The following is a 13,491-nucleotide window of genomic DNA, read 5'->3' as shown; positions in this document are numbered from 1 at the left end:
CAGTAAGCTCAAGCAGTTCCGGCGCGTCGCTACACGCTTCGAAAAGACAGCTAGAAATTACCTCGCCGTCGTCACTCATGCTGCTATCGTCCTATGGATGCGGTAACTGTCCACACCACCTAGCGCAGGTCAGGCGTGGATGGCGCCTGCGGCTACGGCCGCAGCGCCGTTGCGATCAGCGCGGTCGAGGGAATTGCGAAGCTGTCGCCGATACGCCCGCGCGCGATCTCGTTCCGGAAAGCGCGCGCAACTGCCGCGCTCTGGTCCGCGTCGAGGCCGCTCCAATGCGGCATGAACTCGAACAGTTTGTCGATGTCGCCGGGATTGGCGACATTGAGTTTGAAGTCGTGGGTGATCTCGGCGATGGCGGGCTCGGAGAAGCCGGCGGCGATGACCGCAGCGGAGAGGCGGGTGGGATCGGCGAGCTCGGCGAGGCCCGTGCAGGGCATCGTCGTAACATTGTCGGGATAGAGCCGGCGGATGATCTGCGAGAGCAAGAGATGCACGGCGGCGCCGTCAGCGCTTTTCCAGACCGCAATCGCCGCCGATCCGCCTGATCGCGTCACCCGCGCCATCTCGCGCAGGCCGGCGCGCCAGTCCGGAAACAGCATGACGCCGAACACCGACACCGCCGCATCGAAGGCGGCATCCGGCAGATCGAGCGCCTGGCCGTCCATCTGCCGTGCCTCGATATTTGGAACGCCATGCGCGCGGACCCGCGCCACCATGCCGGCGGAGAAGTCGATCGCGGTGACCGCAGCGCCGGTGCGGGCGGCGGCGAGCGCCGCGGCGCCGGTGCCGGTGGCGACGTCGAGCACCTTCGATGGTGGGCCGATCGGGAGCGTTGCGACCGCGGCGTCGGCGAACAGCGTCGTGAACGGCTGCGACTGCGCCTCATAGGCGGTGACCATCTTGTCCCAATGCGCGGGATCGTTGTACGGCAACGGTTTCGCCCGCTCACTTGACTGCATGAATCTGGTCCTCGAGGCTTTGCTTGTGTTTGGCGAGGCGGCGCTTGAAATCCTTCGCCAGCGCATCGAGCGTCACCGCGCCGAGCCGCTGCAGGAACAGCGCCTCGACTTCGCGAAAGGTGTCGCCGAGCGCGTCATTGACGGCCTGTTCGACCAGGCAGCCGGGATTCTCCGAGCGATGACCCATCGCGACGATGGTGGGCGCGCCGACCGCGCGATAGATGTCCGCGAGCGTGATATCGGCGGGATCGCGCGCCAGCGTCCAGCCGCCGCCATGGCCCTTCTCCGAATGCACCAGGCCTTGCTCGCGCAGCCCAGCCATCACGCGGCGCACCACCACCGGGTTGGTCGCCATCGCCTGCGCGAGTTGCTCCGACGTGACCGGCTCGCCCGCTCCGATCATGTGGAGCAGGCCATGCAGGACGCTGGACAGGCGGCTATCGCGTATCATGTAACTTCATATGTTACATGATGGGCGAGACGTCAAGGGGGGCGGGATGGCAGCCCGCGATCTGATATTCGCGTGCCGGATTTGGCGGCGCCGCGCGTTTAATCCCCATCGGGGTCTTGAAGGCGGGGGCGGTATCGTGGGCAAGGTGGCGATTGATCGGATGTTGCTGGATGCGGTGGCGCATTATGGTGCGGGCCGCGCGACGGAGGCCGGCACGCTGTGCGGCGACATCCTCAGCGCCGATCCCGATCATATTCCGGCGCTGCACCTGTCCGCCGTCATCGCCTTCGTGACCGATCGCGCCGCCGAAGGCGCGGTGTTGCTGAACCGGGTGTTCAGCCTCGATCCGCAGCATGGACCGGCGTTCGGCACGCTCGGCGATGCGCTCGCCGTGAAGGGCGAGCATGAAGGCGCGGTGGCGGCATTCCAGCGCGGCGTGACGCTGCGGCCAAAGGATGCCGGCCTGCACATCAAGCTCGGCGTTACGTTGTGCGATCTGTCGCGCTTCGACGAGGCCGAGGCGGCGTTTCGCCGCGCGATCGCGCTCGATCCCGGCCTGACGCGCGCGCGGTTCAACCTCGCCGTTGCTTTGGCCGGGCAGCAGCGGCCGGTCGAGGCGGAGCAGGCCTATCGCGAGGTGATCGCACGCGATCCGGCCTATCGCGGCGTCTGGCTCAATCTCGGCAATGCGCTGGCCGATCAGAAGAAGCACGACGCCGCCGCCACCGCCTATCGCCGCGGGCTCGGCACCGATCCCGACAATCCCGGGCTGCATTGCGGCCTTGGCGCGGCGCTCTACCGCCTCGGCCGGCTCGAGGACGCGATCCTGCACTACCGCCGCGCCACCGCGCTCGATCCCGGCAACCTCGCGCCGCAGCGCCTGCTTGCCATGGTGCTGCACGAACTCGGCGAACGCGAGGAGGCGGTCCGTATCTACCGGCAGGTCTCGGCCCGTGATCCCTCCAATCACGTCATCCTCAACAATCTCGGCGCCTGCCTGTTCGAGCTTGGGCAAGTCGACGAGGCGATCACCTGCGCCGAGCTCGCGCTGGCGCTCAAGCCGGACTATGCCGCCGCGCACGCCAATCTCGGGATCATCTTCGAGGCGCAAAATCTGGTGGAGGCGGCGGTTGCGGCGCATCGGCGCGCCATCGAGATCGACCCGCTGTATGCCAAGGGGCATGCCAATCTTGCAGTCGCGCTGCGCAATGCCGGCGAGATCGACGCCGCGCTGGTGGCTTCGCGGCGGGCCATCGCGCTCGACCCCGATCAGCCGCTGGCGCATTACAACCATGCGCATTTCCTGCTGATGAACGGCGAGTTCGAGGAGGGTTTCGAGGAGTATCAGTGGCGCCGCAAGACCAAGATGCTCAGTGAAGGCGATCCGGTGTTCGACGAGCCGGAATGGCAGGGCGAGCCGCTGGCGGGACGCACGCTGCTGCTGTTCGCCGAATACGGGCTCGGCGATGCCATCAATTTCGTCCGCTATGTGCCGATGCTGGTGGGCAGCGGCGGCCGAATCCTGCTGCAGGTGCAGCCGGCGCTGGTCGCGCTGCTGCGGCCGATGCTGCCCGGCGTCGTGGTGTTTGCCCGCGGCGAGACATTGCCGCCGTTCGACCTGCAATTGCCGCTGCTCAGCCTGCCGCGGATCTTCCGCACCACCGTCGAGACCATTCCCGCGGCGACGTCTTATCTGCAGGCGGACGCGGCCAAGCTTGCGCGCTGGCGCGAGGCGCTCGGTGGCGTGTCCGCGTTGAAGGTCGGCGTGGTCTGGGCCGGCAATCCCAGGCACAAGGGCGACCGCCAGCGCTCGCTGCCGGCGGACGCGCTGCTGCCGCGGCTGGTTACGCCTGGCATCCAGCTCTACAGCCTGCAGAAGGAGCCGCGACCCGACGATGCGCCGGTGCTGCGGAACCTCGGCGCGGATATCGTCGACCTCGCGCCGACGCTCGGCGATTTCGCCGACACCGCCGCGGCGGTCTGCGCGCTCGACCTCGTCATTGCCGTCGACACCTCGGTGGCGCATCTTGCCGGCGCGCTGGGGCGCCCGGTCTGGATGCTGTGTCCCTATGCGCTCGACTGGCGCTGGCTGCGCGACCGTGCCGACACGCCCTGGTATCCAACCATGCGGCTGTTCCGCCAGGACAAGCCGCAGGCCTGGGACCGCGTGCTGGCGCGGATGTCCGATGAACTCGCGCGCGTCGTGGTCGGCGAGCGCGAGTTGTTGCTGCCGCCGCGGTGATTGGTTGATCGGCTAACCGCACCGTCTGCTGCTTTGGCCGCGCCCTACGCGGCCGAGAGCCGGATCTGGAACTTGCTGCCAGTCGCCTTGGCAAATCGCAGCAACGTCTTGGTGCTCGGAAGCGTCTGGCCGCTTTCAAGGCGGGCGATGGTTGATTGGGTCGTTCCCATCTTGGTTGCCAGCTCGGATTGCGACAATCCCGCGCGCTGACGCGCGCTCACTAGTTCGGCCGCGATCTCGAACGCGGGTGCGAGTGCGTCGTACTCGGTCCTGACCTTGGGGTTAGCCAACAAGCGCGACTTGAGCCTTTCGAACGGAATGGTCATGAAAATTCCCTCACCCCGCACTCATTCCCTGCGCGCCGCCGAGCAGCTTCACGTTGAGCCGGCCGCCGTCGAACAGCATCTCGTTGAGCGCGCTGTCGATGTCTTCGGCGGTGACGTCCTGGCCGCCCCCGCGGGCGATGCTGGCCTGCGCGATGCGGCGCATCAGCTCCTTGATGAAGGCGGCGCTGACGCCTTCGGTGCGTTGCACCGCTGCCTCGATGACGGGCGGTTCGAGCGGCAGGCCACGGCCGTAGAGCCGGATCAGCTTGCCGCGGCCGGTCTCATCGGGCAGCGGCACCTCGATTGCCTGGTCGATGCGGCCGGGCCGGCCGGCGAGCGCGCCCTCCAGCTCTTCGGGGCGGTTGGTGGTCAGCACGAACAGGATGTCGCAATCCTCCTTCAGGCCGTCCATCTCGTTGAGCAGCTTGTTCAGAAGGGATTCCTCGCACGGTCCGCCCATGTCCTCGCGGTCGCGCGCGATCAAATCGACATCCTCGATCACGACCATGGTCGGCTGCAGCAGCCGCGCCAGGCTCATATAGGCGCCGAGCAGCCCGACCTGCTCGGCGGTGATGATCAGCGTGGTGTGGCCAGGCAGGTTGGTGGCGAGATAGCGAATGGTGTGGGTCTTGCCGGTGCCGGGCGGGCCGTAGAGCAGGATGCCCTTGCGGGTCGATTGGCCGAGCTTGCGCAGCAGGTCGCGGCTTTCGACGAAGTCGAGCACGTTGCGGTCGAGCAGCCGCAGCGTCCGTTCCGGCAGGATCACGTCGTCGCGCGCGACCGTCGGCAGGCGATGCACGGTCACGCCGCGCGCGCGGCCGCGATAGTCCGGGGCATTTTCCAGCGACAGGATCTTGCCCCGATAGGATCGCGCCGCATGCACCGCAGTTTCCAGTTCGGCAAAGGTCCGCTGTACCAGGGCGTTTCCGGCGGCGCCTGCGGGCACCGCGAGCTCGATCCGCAAGCTCGGCTCGCTCTGATAATCGCGATGGTAGCTGAGCAGCACTGCATAGCGCAGCTCTTCGGTCTGGCACAGCCACAAGCCATTGGTGAGGCATTTCACCGGTTCGGATTCCCCGACGTCGACGTCGTGATATTGCGGCGGCGCGATCGCCGGCGCGTTGCGGCTGTTTTCCATCAGCGCGGCGAAAGCGAGCGTCTCGTAGCGGTGTTCCTCATGAAGGCCAAAGAAATGGATCGGCGCCTCGAACAGCCTGTCGATCGCGATCTGAACGTCGGCACGCATGTGACCGGGAAACTGCCGCGACCGAGTCAGGATCTGGTTGCGCGGCACGCCGGCAAAGTGCCAATCGAGTGCTATGAAGGCATATCTGAACTCTTCGCCCGGCAGTTTTTCCGAGCTGGCCCTGGCGGCGAGCAGGCAGTTGCTGCACAGGCAGACCGTCTTGCGGAAAAGAAAGACGTCCGTCACGGGTTCCATTGAGCCACAGAGGTTGCATGGCCGCGCCGCGTCGGCAGCCTCGGTTGTGATCGTTAACGGATGGCCATTGCTGCGGATCAGTTGCTGGGCGGACTCCAACAGGGCCTGAGCCACTGGCGCTGGATAGGGACCGCAGGCGATTCCGTTCTGGGCCTCGATCCGCGCAGTAGCGGCAACTGCCTCTTTCCGGGATTTGCCGAATACCGTGCGCAGCAGGTTGCGGATGAATTCTATCGGTGTTTCGCTGTCGTCGTGAATGAAGAGCTTGATCGGGCCGTTCTCTGCAAAGACGTCGTGCATGATCACCTCGAAACGCAATCAGAAACAAATAGAACAAAAGAAGAACAGCATGGCCACTGGCCTGCGTCAAGCGAAAGATTCTGCGGCCTCAGCCCTGGCGTGTGGTGCGTCGATCGGCCGGCGCAGCCGGAAACACGCTGGATGCGTAAACGCCGCTCAACACTTGTGACGATCGTGTTGCGGCAAATGCCAAAACATGGCCGCCACAGCGGCAAACTTCCGACACATCATCGGGGCGAAAAGGGGCGATCCGACATGGCGCGAGCGCGAGAGCTGATTCCTTGCAGGGATGAGCCGTCGCGCAATGACTTTTAATAAGAGGCCCTCGTGTCGCACACATTTCGATTTGCGATCCTTCTCGTCCTCACCCTGTTCGTCTCTCCCGCGCTTGCGCAGCCGGTCGCCAAGCCGGCGCCGCCGCAACCCAGTCCCAGCGACACGCTGACGCCGGAACAGGCGAAGCGCGCGCTCGAGACGTTGCAGGACGACAAGAAGCGCGGCGAGATCATCAACACGCTGCGCGCCATCGCCAAGGCTTCGCCGCAGGCTGCTGCCCAGCCGGCAGCTGCGGAGCCGGCGCCCGAGCAGCATTCGCCGATCCCGCTTACGGCCGACAGTCTCGGTGCGCAGCTCCTGCTGATGGTGTCGGAGCAGGTCGGCGAGATGTCGCGCGAGGTCGCCGACGTCGCGCGCACGCTGACGCATTTCCCGGCGTTCTATTACTGGTTCGTGCGTACCGCCAACGATCCAGATGCCTATGGCCTCCTGATCGATATCGCCTGGAAGCTGGCGCTGGTGTTCGGCTGCGCGCTCGCTGCCGAATGGGTGGTGTTCCGCCTGATCAAGCGGCCGGTCGCGTTCCTCGAAGCGCGGCTGCCGCAGACCGCGCGCGTTCCCGTGCCGGTGCTCGCGAGCGCCGATCCGCCGTCGTCGGTTACCGACGTCACTCCGACGCCGGAGTCGCATCGGCGCCGGCTCAGCCTGGCGCGCGCCTGGCAGTCGCTGGTCCGGCTGCCCTTCGTGCTCGGCCGCCTGCTGCTCGAGTTGCTGCCGGTGGTCGTGTTCGGCGGCATCGCCACCGCGCTGCTCGGCACCGAGATCGGCGACCAGTCGACCACGCGGCTGGTGATCCTCGCTGTCGTCAATGCCTATGTGTTCTCGCGCGTCTTGATCTGCGCGGTACGCGCGCTGGCAGGGCCGTTCGGCCTGTTCCGCGTTCGTGCCGAGACTGCGGCCTATATCGAGATCTGGGCACGGCGCATCGTGGCCGTCGGCGTCTCCGGCATCGCCTTTGCCAATGTCGCGCTGCTGCTCGGGCTGCATCGCGCCGGTTACGCCGCGCTGATCCGGCTGGTGATGCTGGTCGTGCATCTCTTCGTCGTCGTCATCATCCTGCAGTGCCGCCGCCAGGTCGCCGAATTCATCCGCGCGCCGGCCGATCGCACTGGCCTTGCGGCGCGGACGCGCAACCGCCTCGCTTCACTCTGGCATGTGCTGGCGATCGCGCTCGATCTCGCGCTGTGGGCGGTGTGGGCGCTCAACATCCGCAACGGCTATTCGCTGCTGCTGCAATATTTCGTCGGCACCATCGCGGTGCTGCTGGTCACCCGCCTGGTCACCATGGTGGTGCTCAGCCTGATCGATCGCGGCTTCCGCATCAGCCCGGAGCTGATCCAGCGCTTCCCGGGGCTGGAGACCCGCGCCAACCGCTATCTGCCGCTGCTGCGCAAGGTGGTCACGGCGGTGATCGCGCTGATCGGCTTCGTCGCGCTGCTCGAGGTCTGGGGCGTCGACGCCATCGTCTGGTTCTATGGCGGCCAGATCGGCTCGCGCCTGATCTCGGCGCTGGTGACGATCGGCATCGCCGCGCTCGCCGCCGCCGTGATCTGGGAGGTCGCCAACGCGCTGATGGACCGGCAGATCGACACGCTGTCGCGCGAGGGGCACTACGCCCGCGCCGCGCGCTTGCGCACCTTCCAGCCGATGCTGCGCACCGCGCTGTTCTGCATGATCGTCGCTGTGGTCGGGCTCACCGCGCTCAGCGAGATCGGCGTCAATGTCGCGCCGTTGCTCGCCGGTGCCGGCATCGTCGGCATCGCGATCGGCTTCGGTTCGCAGAAACTGGTGCAGGACCTGATCACCGGGCTGTTCCTCCTGATCGAGAACACCGTGCAGGTCGGCGACACTGTCACCGTGTCGGGCCTCTCGGGCGTGGTCGAGAACGTCTCGATCCGCACCATGCGGCTGCGTGCCGGCGACGGCTCGGTGCATGTCGTGCCGTTCAGCGCGGTGACGACGATCACCAATGCCAGCCGTGGCGCCGGGAATGCCGCGGTCAGCGTCAATGTGTCCTACAAGGAGGACACCGACCGCGCCGGCGAGGTGCTGAAGGACATCGTCGCGCAGATGCGCCAGGAGACGGCGTATCGCGCATTCATCCGCGGCGACCTCGAATTGTGGGGCGTCGACAAGGTCGACGGCTCGGTGGTGACCATCGTCGGCCAGATCCGCTGCACCGATAGCGGCCGCTGGTCGGTGCAGCGCGAATTCAACCGCCGCATGAAGCGGCGCTTCCAGGAAGAAGGCATCGAGATCGCTTCGATGGGCCAGACCATCCTGATGCAGCTTCCCACGCCCTCCGAGGCCGATAGCAACATCGCGATGCCGCGCCGCGCGGCGGGTTAATCGGACGCTTCGTTTGACCTCGCCCCGGTTGCGGGGAGAGGCATAGGCGGTCTTCGGCAACCGTTCTCAAGAACACCAATGTAGAGCTTCGGCTATGACGCATCGTCAGATGCGTTCACGGTGAGGCGAATCGTCGCGAGAGTATTCGTCTCCGTATGCGCCGGGGCAAACTGCCTCAGAACAGATATCGAATGAGTATCGCGAGAACGAAGAGCAAGAAACACCAGCGCAAAAGCTCCGGCAGGGACAAGTGACGCGCGTCAAACGACGGGCGAACCGAACCTGAAGAAAATTCGGGCTGATGGTGCTCTGAAGATGGGCGCTCCGCTGGATCGATAGGTGGGAGCGTTAGATAGTCCCATTCTCGTATGATCTTTGCCGCAAACATTCGAGCTTGCTGAGAGTAACGGTACGCGGCCGAAAAGGCGTGAGCGTTTTCGACCATCTCGCCCAAGTCAATTGAGTGAAGACCATCAATTGCCCGGACCGAGAAAATGTAGAGGTGTCCGTCAGGGACATGACGCAACGTGATTCTGCTGCGCGTGTTGTCTAGGACTTTGAACATGCCTGTAGCCCGTTGGAGATCCGCTTCGTTCGGCTAGCGGTTGTAGCCGTCACGCGAGCCGAAGGATTTGATCATTCGAAATTTGTCTTCGGCCGTCAGCGGCCGTTTGAGGCCGAAAGCAATGGTGGCTTCCACACGCTCTCGTGTGCGATCCTCCTCCCGACCCCGACGCTGCGCGTCCTGGAGCGCCAATTTGGTGCGAAACTCAATCGAGTCCTTGGTCATGGAAGCGTCCTCATCAATGAAAAAGTATGCACGCGACGATGGGCCGAACTATCGCTCGGTAGGTTCAGCGCGCCAAATTAAATGCAAGAAACTATTCAACGGGCAGACGAAGGATAAGAGGGTACCCCGTGGGTGAAAGCGGCTTTTCCAAGGCGGTCACGCCTTAGCCGAATGACAAATCGCTGTGAAAGCTGCCGGCAAGCAAGCTTCGTCGAACGCTGCTCTCGCCGTCCCGGGCTTCGCGATTGCAAACATCTTTCAATCGCAACCGAAGCCGCCATATGAACCGGTAAGCTGCAGCGACGACCAACGTACTACCACCACCAAGGAGCAACCGATGGCCTTTAGTGGCGAAGAAAGCGGCTTTGGTAAGGACGCCGGCGAGAAGAATGTAAGCAAGAAGAACGCAAGCAAGAAGAACGCAAGCAAGAAGAACGCAAGCAAGAAGGAAGCCGCCAGGCACGAAAAGGACGAGCATAGCGAAAAGCGGCATGCGCGTCGCCATCAACCGAAGCACTCGATTATCCTGAACAATATGCTGGTGATGAGGGAATTCGCCGTCAATTTTGCTTATGGGCGCAAGATTCCGGAGCGGGTCATCGCAGTCATGGACATGCTGGTTCATTGCGAGAATCTGTTCGGCCGCGATCCCTGTGCGATGGAGCTCATTGAGCGAGTCGCGGAGACGATCGAAAGGACGATCCCGCCGACGAGGCAGGCGATCACGGACGCGGTGAATATGGATATGCTCTCGTCCGAGTGGCGGGATGGCAAGAAATACTTCTTCGTGACCCCGGAGCAGGACCGCAAGCTCTCCGAGGCGATGAAGTATTTGGCGATCATCCCGGCAGTGGTGAAACTGCAGATCGAAAACCCGGACAACCCCAGGGCCGGCAGCGATCTGTTGCCGCCCGAAGTCTACTACAACGTGACCTGCCGCTATCAAGGAGGCCTGGAATGAAGAGGATCATGATCGCTATCGTCGCGGCATTGCTGGCAGCGTCGCCAATCGCCGTCAACAGCAAGGGCTCGATCTCGTTGTCGACCGCGATGGCGGGACACGGGAGTGGTGTCCTCAAGGGGGTGGATTGAAGATAGTTTGTCTTTTGCCAGACGACTGACGAGGCAACGCTGGTCAGCGACAACTCACGCCATGTTCGCGGGGCGACCTGACGAACTGGCCTCGGCGATGAAGCCGAGGCCAACTCTCCAGGAGGAGATATGGCTGAAGTTACCGGAAGGAAGTTGCTGGCGGCCCTGATGCTGGTGGCGTCTGTTGGCGCTGCCCGCGCCGACGAAGAACTGCCGTCGGTGGTCAAGATCGCGAGCCAGAATGTCACGGCAAACGGCTGCCACGACACCACCCAGTCGTTCACCACGTCCGTTCCGCATCCGGAGCGCCTGGATCGCTCCTATCACGGTGTGCTCGACGGCATCGAGGTGCGCGTGACGGCCGCGAACAATGGCCACTCCTACAGCAACTTCGCGTGGAAGGACGATCACACGATCACCTACACGCTCTATGCCAAGGGCGCCGGCCACTGGGTCGATCCGCCGAAGATCTTCGGCACGCCGATCGGCGGCGGCTGGTGCGCCGGCGCGGCCGGTGGCTCGATGGGCATCGAGATCTTCGCCCACTACAAATAGGCCTGGCTAAAAGATGAGGTCCAGGCGGCGGCTCCGCCGGGACCATTGTTGACGCGTCTCACGGTTGCGACACGTCTCGCGACTGTGAGACAGTCGCAGCCTCTCTGATCCCCTGCGATTGGACCTGACCGGCCGAAAACGCGGCCTTTCGTTCTCTTCCTCGCGATTTCCGCGCTGGCACAGCGCTTGCTGAACGCATCGACGAATGCGCGGCAAGACGCATTGCATGACTGAACCGCAAAGCCAGAAGGAAGGAAACGCACATGGAGCTTGGCTACTTCACCATGCCCTCGCACCCGCCGGAGTGCGGATTGAAGGAGGGCCACGACTGGGACCTGCAGACGCTGCGCTGGCTCGACGAGTTCGGCTATCAGGAAGCCTGGATCGGCGAGCATCACACCGCGCCCTGGGAGCCGCACCCGTCGCCCGATCTGTTGGTGGCGCAGGCGCTGCTGCAGACCAAGAACATCCGCATCGGACCCGGCGGCTTCCTGCTGCCGTATCACCATCCGGCGGAGCTCGCCAACCGCGTTGCGATGCTCGATCATCTCTCCAACGGGCGGCTCAATTTCGGCGTCGCAGCCTCCGGGCTGCCGAGCGACTGGGCGATGTTCAATGTCGACGGCATGTCGGGCCAGAACCGCGACATGACCCGCGAGGCACTCGAGATCATCCTGAAGATGTGGTCCGAGCCCGGGCCCTGGACGCACAAGGGCAAGTACTGGACGGTGAGCAAGCCGGACACCATGTTCGACTTCCTCAAACCCCACATCAAGCCGCTGCAGGGCCCGCACCCGCCGATCGGCGTCGCCGGCCTGTCGAAGAACTCGGACACCTTGAAGCTCGCCGGCGAGCGCGGCTTCATTCCGATGAGCCTCAATCTCAACCCGGCCTATGTCGGCAGCCACTGGGATTCGGTGGAAGCGGGCGCGGCCAAGACCGGCCGCAAGCCGAGCCGCAAGGATTGGCGGCTGGTGCGCGAGGTGTTCGTGGCTGATACCGATGAGGAGGCCTGGAAGCTCTCGACCGGCGACATGATGGGCCGGATGATGGGCGAGTACTTCCTGCCGCTGCTCGGCCATTTCGGCTTCAAGGACTACCTGAAGCACGCGCCCGACGTGCCCGATAGCGACGTCACCGTCGAATATTGCGCACGCCGGAATTGGATCGTCGGCTCGCCCGCGACCGTCACCGAGAAGATCGAGCAGATCTACCGGGAGGTCGGCGGCTTCGGCGTGCTCTGCGTGTTCGGCTTCGACTACAAGCACAAGCCGGAGGCCTGGCGGCACTCGCTGGACCTGCTCAAGAACGAGGTGATGCCACGGCTCAAGCATCTTGGCGCCGAGTTCGAGAAGGCTGCATGACAGCTGCGCGGGGTGCGGGGCTTGCCTCGCACCCCCCGTCGCATATCTTAAATGGAGTGCTTCTATGAGGTTTGCGGCATGACGGTCGACGCACAGGGTTTCAAGCAGGCGATGCGCCATTGCGCGGGCGCGGTGGCGCTGGTGACGGTCGGCCGCGAGCCGGGGCAGCGCACCGGCCTGACGGTGACCTCGGCCTGTTCGCTCTCGGACAATCCGCCGTCGGTGCTGGTCTGCGTTAACCGTAATGCCAGCGCGCATGAACGCATTCGCGCGGAGCGCCATTTCGTCATCAACTTCCTGAACGAGGAGCACGCGCTGCTGGCGCTGACGTTCTCCGGCCAGAAGGGCGTCAACGGCGACGACCGTTTTGCGTTCGGCCGCTGGACCACCGGTGCGACCGGCGCCCCGGTGCTGGAGGATGCCGTGGCGGCGTTCGACTGCGTGCTGGCGCAGGAGCTCGAGACCAAGACCCATTCGATCTTCATCGGCGAGGTCCAGCATGTCCGCGCCGCGACCACGGTCGATCCGCTGATCTATCTGCGCTCGGGCTTCCAGAGCGTGCGCAACATCCATGATCCGATCACGCTCGGCGACGTCGACGCACGCCGCGTCAGCTGGAACGAGTTTTCCTGAAACGTACGGTGTGCCGACCTCAACCAGGCGGACGGCCGAGGGCGCTGGCCCGGCGCGGCCATGCGATTGGCTGGGCCAACGCCTAGTGAGGCGTCACTGTCGTTGCTGTGGTCCTGTGGGCGGTGCGCTGCTATGACCCCGGCGTTCTCACGACCAGCTTGATGTTCAGTAGATTGACCCCCTTGAACGGGTTCGGCGCGCTTTCGATCGTTCCCGTGCCCGTGGCGTTCGCATAGGCGCCCGTGCCCGAAAGAATCGTGTATTCGCCACTTGATTTGCCGTCCTTGACCGCGCCGGTGTACCGCGCCGTGATCGCACCCTCCTCGAACGTGTAGGTGCTGTAGCCGTAATAGGAGCCCGAGCCCTTCAGCATGTCTCCGGAATGGACGAACTCTTTCACTCCGATGCGGCCATCATTGAAGACCGCGACACCAAAGAACTTGCCGGAAACGACCGTCTGCCCCTCGACGTTTGCTGCCTCGATGACCTTGACGTCGATCGGCTTGGTGACAAGCTTGAACTCGAGCACCTTCTCACCGGCTACGGCGGTTGACGCTGCAACGACGATTGCCGCGCTGGAAACCAAAAAGGTGATAAAATTCCGCATATACTCCTCCTGTGTTTGCTGAAATCAAATCAAG

The 13,491-nt window shown here is 64.3% G+C and carries 13 protein-coding genes and 1 pseudogene; 8 read left to right on the top strand and 6 right to left on the bottom strand.

Annotated features, from left to right (window positions below; all coding sequences use genetic code 11):
- Nucleotides 1-106 (top strand): annotated as a pseudogene (locus tag QMZ05_RS29305) (IS5/IS1182 family transposase); the annotation flags it as partial.
- Between the two features lie 46 nt (nt 107-152).
- Here the strand turns inward: QMZ05_RS29305 and QMZ05_RS29300 are convergent.
- Nucleotides 153-971 (bottom strand): class I SAM-dependent methyltransferase, encoded by an 819-nt coding sequence (locus tag QMZ05_RS29300; RefSeq protein WP_353703918.1) that lies wholly within the window; start codon nt 969-971, stop codon nt 153-155.
- On the bottom strand, nt 958-1,422 hold the full coding sequence (locus QMZ05_RS29295; protein WP_353703917.1) for an Rrf2 family transcriptional regulator: 465 nt from the start codon (nt 1,420-1,422) through the stop codon (nt 958-960). The genes QMZ05_RS29300 and QMZ05_RS29295 overlap by 14 nt, the downstream gene beginning before the upstream one ends.
- Before the next feature lie 160 nt (nt 1,423-1,582).
- On the opposite strand from QMZ05_RS29295, the gene QMZ05_RS29290 reads away from it, so the two are divergent.
- A complete protein-coding gene (locus QMZ05_RS29290; protein ID WP_353703916.1) occupies nt 1,583-3,664 on the top strand; it encodes a tetratricopeptide repeat protein in 2,082 nt (693 codons plus the stop codon).
- A gap of 44 nt (nt 3,665-3,708) precedes the next feature.
- Here QMZ05_RS29290 and QMZ05_RS29285 read toward each other — a convergent pair whose 3' ends face one another.
- Nucleotides 3,709-3,990 carry a helix-turn-helix transcriptional regulator gene (locus QMZ05_RS29285; protein WP_353703915.1) on the bottom strand — a complete coding sequence of 94 codons (282 nt, stop codon included), beginning with the start codon at nt 3,988-3,990 and terminating at the stop codon, nt 3,709-3,711.
- A 10-nt stretch (nt 3,991-4,000) separates the two neighbouring features.
- Nucleotides 4,001-5,731 (bottom strand): ATP-dependent Clp protease adaptor ClpS, encoded by a 1,731-nt coding sequence (locus QMZ05_RS29280; protein WP_353703914.1) that lies wholly within the window; start codon nt 5,729-5,731, stop codon nt 4,001-4,003.
- 327 nt (nt 5,732-6,058) lie between these two features.
- Between QMZ05_RS29280 and QMZ05_RS29275 the strand changes: the two genes are divergently transcribed.
- On the top strand, nt 6,059-8,416 hold the full coding sequence (locus tag QMZ05_RS29275; protein WP_353703913.1) for a mechanosensitive ion channel domain-containing protein: 2,358 nt from the start codon (nt 6,059-6,061) through the stop codon (nt 8,414-8,416).
- Nucleotides 8,417-9,014: 598 nt separating this feature from the next.
- On the opposite strand, the gene QMZ05_RS29270 is transcribed toward QMZ05_RS29275, so the two are convergent.
- Nucleotides 9,015-9,206: a hypothetical protein gene (locus tag QMZ05_RS29270; protein ID WP_353703912.1), complete on the bottom strand. Its 192-nt coding sequence runs from the start codon at nt 9,204-9,206 to the stop codon at nt 9,015-9,017.
- A 184-nt stretch (nt 9,207-9,390) separates the two neighbouring features.
- Between QMZ05_RS29270 and QMZ05_RS29265 the strand changes: the two genes are divergently transcribed.
- The 5 genes from QMZ05_RS29265 (at nt 9,391) to QMZ05_RS29245 (ending at nt 12,850) form a co-directional block, all read left to right on the top strand.
- The gene (locus tag QMZ05_RS29265; RefSeq protein ID WP_353703911.1) at nt 9,391-10,167 is read left to right on the top strand and encodes a hypothetical protein; all 777 of its coding nucleotides are present in this window, start codon (nt 9,391-9,393) and stop codon (nt 10,165-10,167) included.
- Nucleotides 10,168-10,175: 8 nt separating this feature from the next.
- Nucleotides 10,176-10,298 carry a hypothetical protein gene (locus QMZ05_RS29260; protein ID WP_353703910.1) on the top strand — a complete coding sequence of 41 codons (123 nt, stop codon included), beginning with the start codon at nt 10,176-10,178 and terminating at the stop codon, nt 10,296-10,298.
- A 129-nt stretch (nt 10,299-10,427) separates the two neighbouring features.
- Nucleotides 10,428-10,853, top strand: a complete 426-nt coding sequence (locus QMZ05_RS29255; protein WP_353703909.1) for a hypothetical protein — start codon at nt 10,428-10,430, stop codon at nt 10,851-10,853.
- A gap of 263 nt (nt 10,854-11,116) precedes the next feature.
- The gene (locus QMZ05_RS29250; protein WP_353703908.1) at nt 11,117-12,217 is read left to right on the top strand and encodes an LLM class flavin-dependent oxidoreductase; all 1,101 of its coding nucleotides are present in this window, start codon (nt 11,117-11,119) and stop codon (nt 12,215-12,217) included.
- 78 nt (nt 12,218-12,295) lie between these two features.
- Nucleotides 12,296-12,850: a flavin reductase family protein gene (locus QMZ05_RS29245; protein ID WP_353703907.1), complete on the top strand. Its 555-nt coding sequence runs from the start codon at nt 12,296-12,298 to the stop codon at nt 12,848-12,850.
- A gap of 130 nt (nt 12,851-12,980) precedes the next feature.
- Here QMZ05_RS29245 and QMZ05_RS29240 read toward each other — a convergent pair whose 3' ends face one another.
- Nucleotides 12,981-13,457, bottom strand: a complete 477-nt coding sequence (locus tag QMZ05_RS29240; RefSeq protein ID WP_353703906.1) for a hypothetical protein — start codon at nt 13,455-13,457, stop codon at nt 12,981-12,983.
- Nucleotides 13,458-13,491: the final 34 nt, after the last annotated feature.

Source organism: Bradyrhizobium sp. INPA03-11B, assembly GCF_040446015.1.
Classification (GTDB): domain Bacteria; phylum Pseudomonadota; class Alphaproteobacteria; order Rhizobiales; family Xanthobacteraceae; genus Bradyrhizobium; species Bradyrhizobium macuxiense_A.
The sequence above is the reverse complement of the archived record's forward strand: the minus strand, read 5'-3'. Positions and strand labels throughout refer to the sequence as shown.

Bases quoted from the DNA above. Each gene is read 5' to 3' on its own strand.
- QMZ05_RS29300 (WP_353703918.1), bottom strand. From the start codon at position 971: ATGCAGTCAAGTGAGCGGGCGAAACCGTTGCCGTACAACGATCCCGCG.
- QMZ05_RS29295 (WP_353703917.1), bottom strand. From the start codon at position 1,422: ATGATACGCGATAGCCGCCTGTCCAGCGTCCTGCATGGCCTGCTCCAC.
- QMZ05_RS29290 (WP_353703916.1), top strand. From the start codon at position 1,583: ATGTTGCTGGATGCGGTGGCGCATTATGGTGCGGGCCGCGCGACGGAG.
- QMZ05_RS29285 (WP_353703915.1), bottom strand. From the start codon at position 3,990: ATGACCATTCCGTTCGAAAGGCTCAAGTCGCGCTTGTTGGCTAACCCC.
- QMZ05_RS29280 (WP_353703914.1), bottom strand. From the start codon at position 5,731: ATGCACGACGTCTTTGCAGAGAACGGCCCGATCAAGCTCTTCATTCAC.
- QMZ05_RS29270 (WP_353703912.1), bottom strand. From the start codon at position 9,206: ATGACCAAGGACTCGATTGAGTTTCGCACCAAATTGGCGCTCCAGGAC.
- QMZ05_RS29260 (WP_353703910.1), top strand. From the start codon at position 10,176: ATGATCGCTATCGTCGCGGCATTGCTGGCAGCGTCGCCAATCGCCGTC.
- QMZ05_RS29255 (WP_353703909.1), top strand. From the start codon at position 10,428: ATGGCTGAAGTTACCGGAAGGAAGTTGCTGGCGGCCCTGATGCTGGTG.
- QMZ05_RS29250 (WP_353703908.1), top strand. From the start codon at position 11,117: ATGGAGCTTGGCTACTTCACCATGCCCTCGCACCCGCCGGAGTGCGGA.
- QMZ05_RS29245 (WP_353703907.1), top strand. From the start codon at position 12,296: ATGACGGTCGACGCACAGGGTTTCAAGCAGGCGATGCGCCATTGCGCG.
- QMZ05_RS29240 (WP_353703906.1), bottom strand. From the start codon at position 13,457: ATGCGGAATTTTATCACCTTTTTGGTTTCCAGCGCGGCAATCGTCGTT.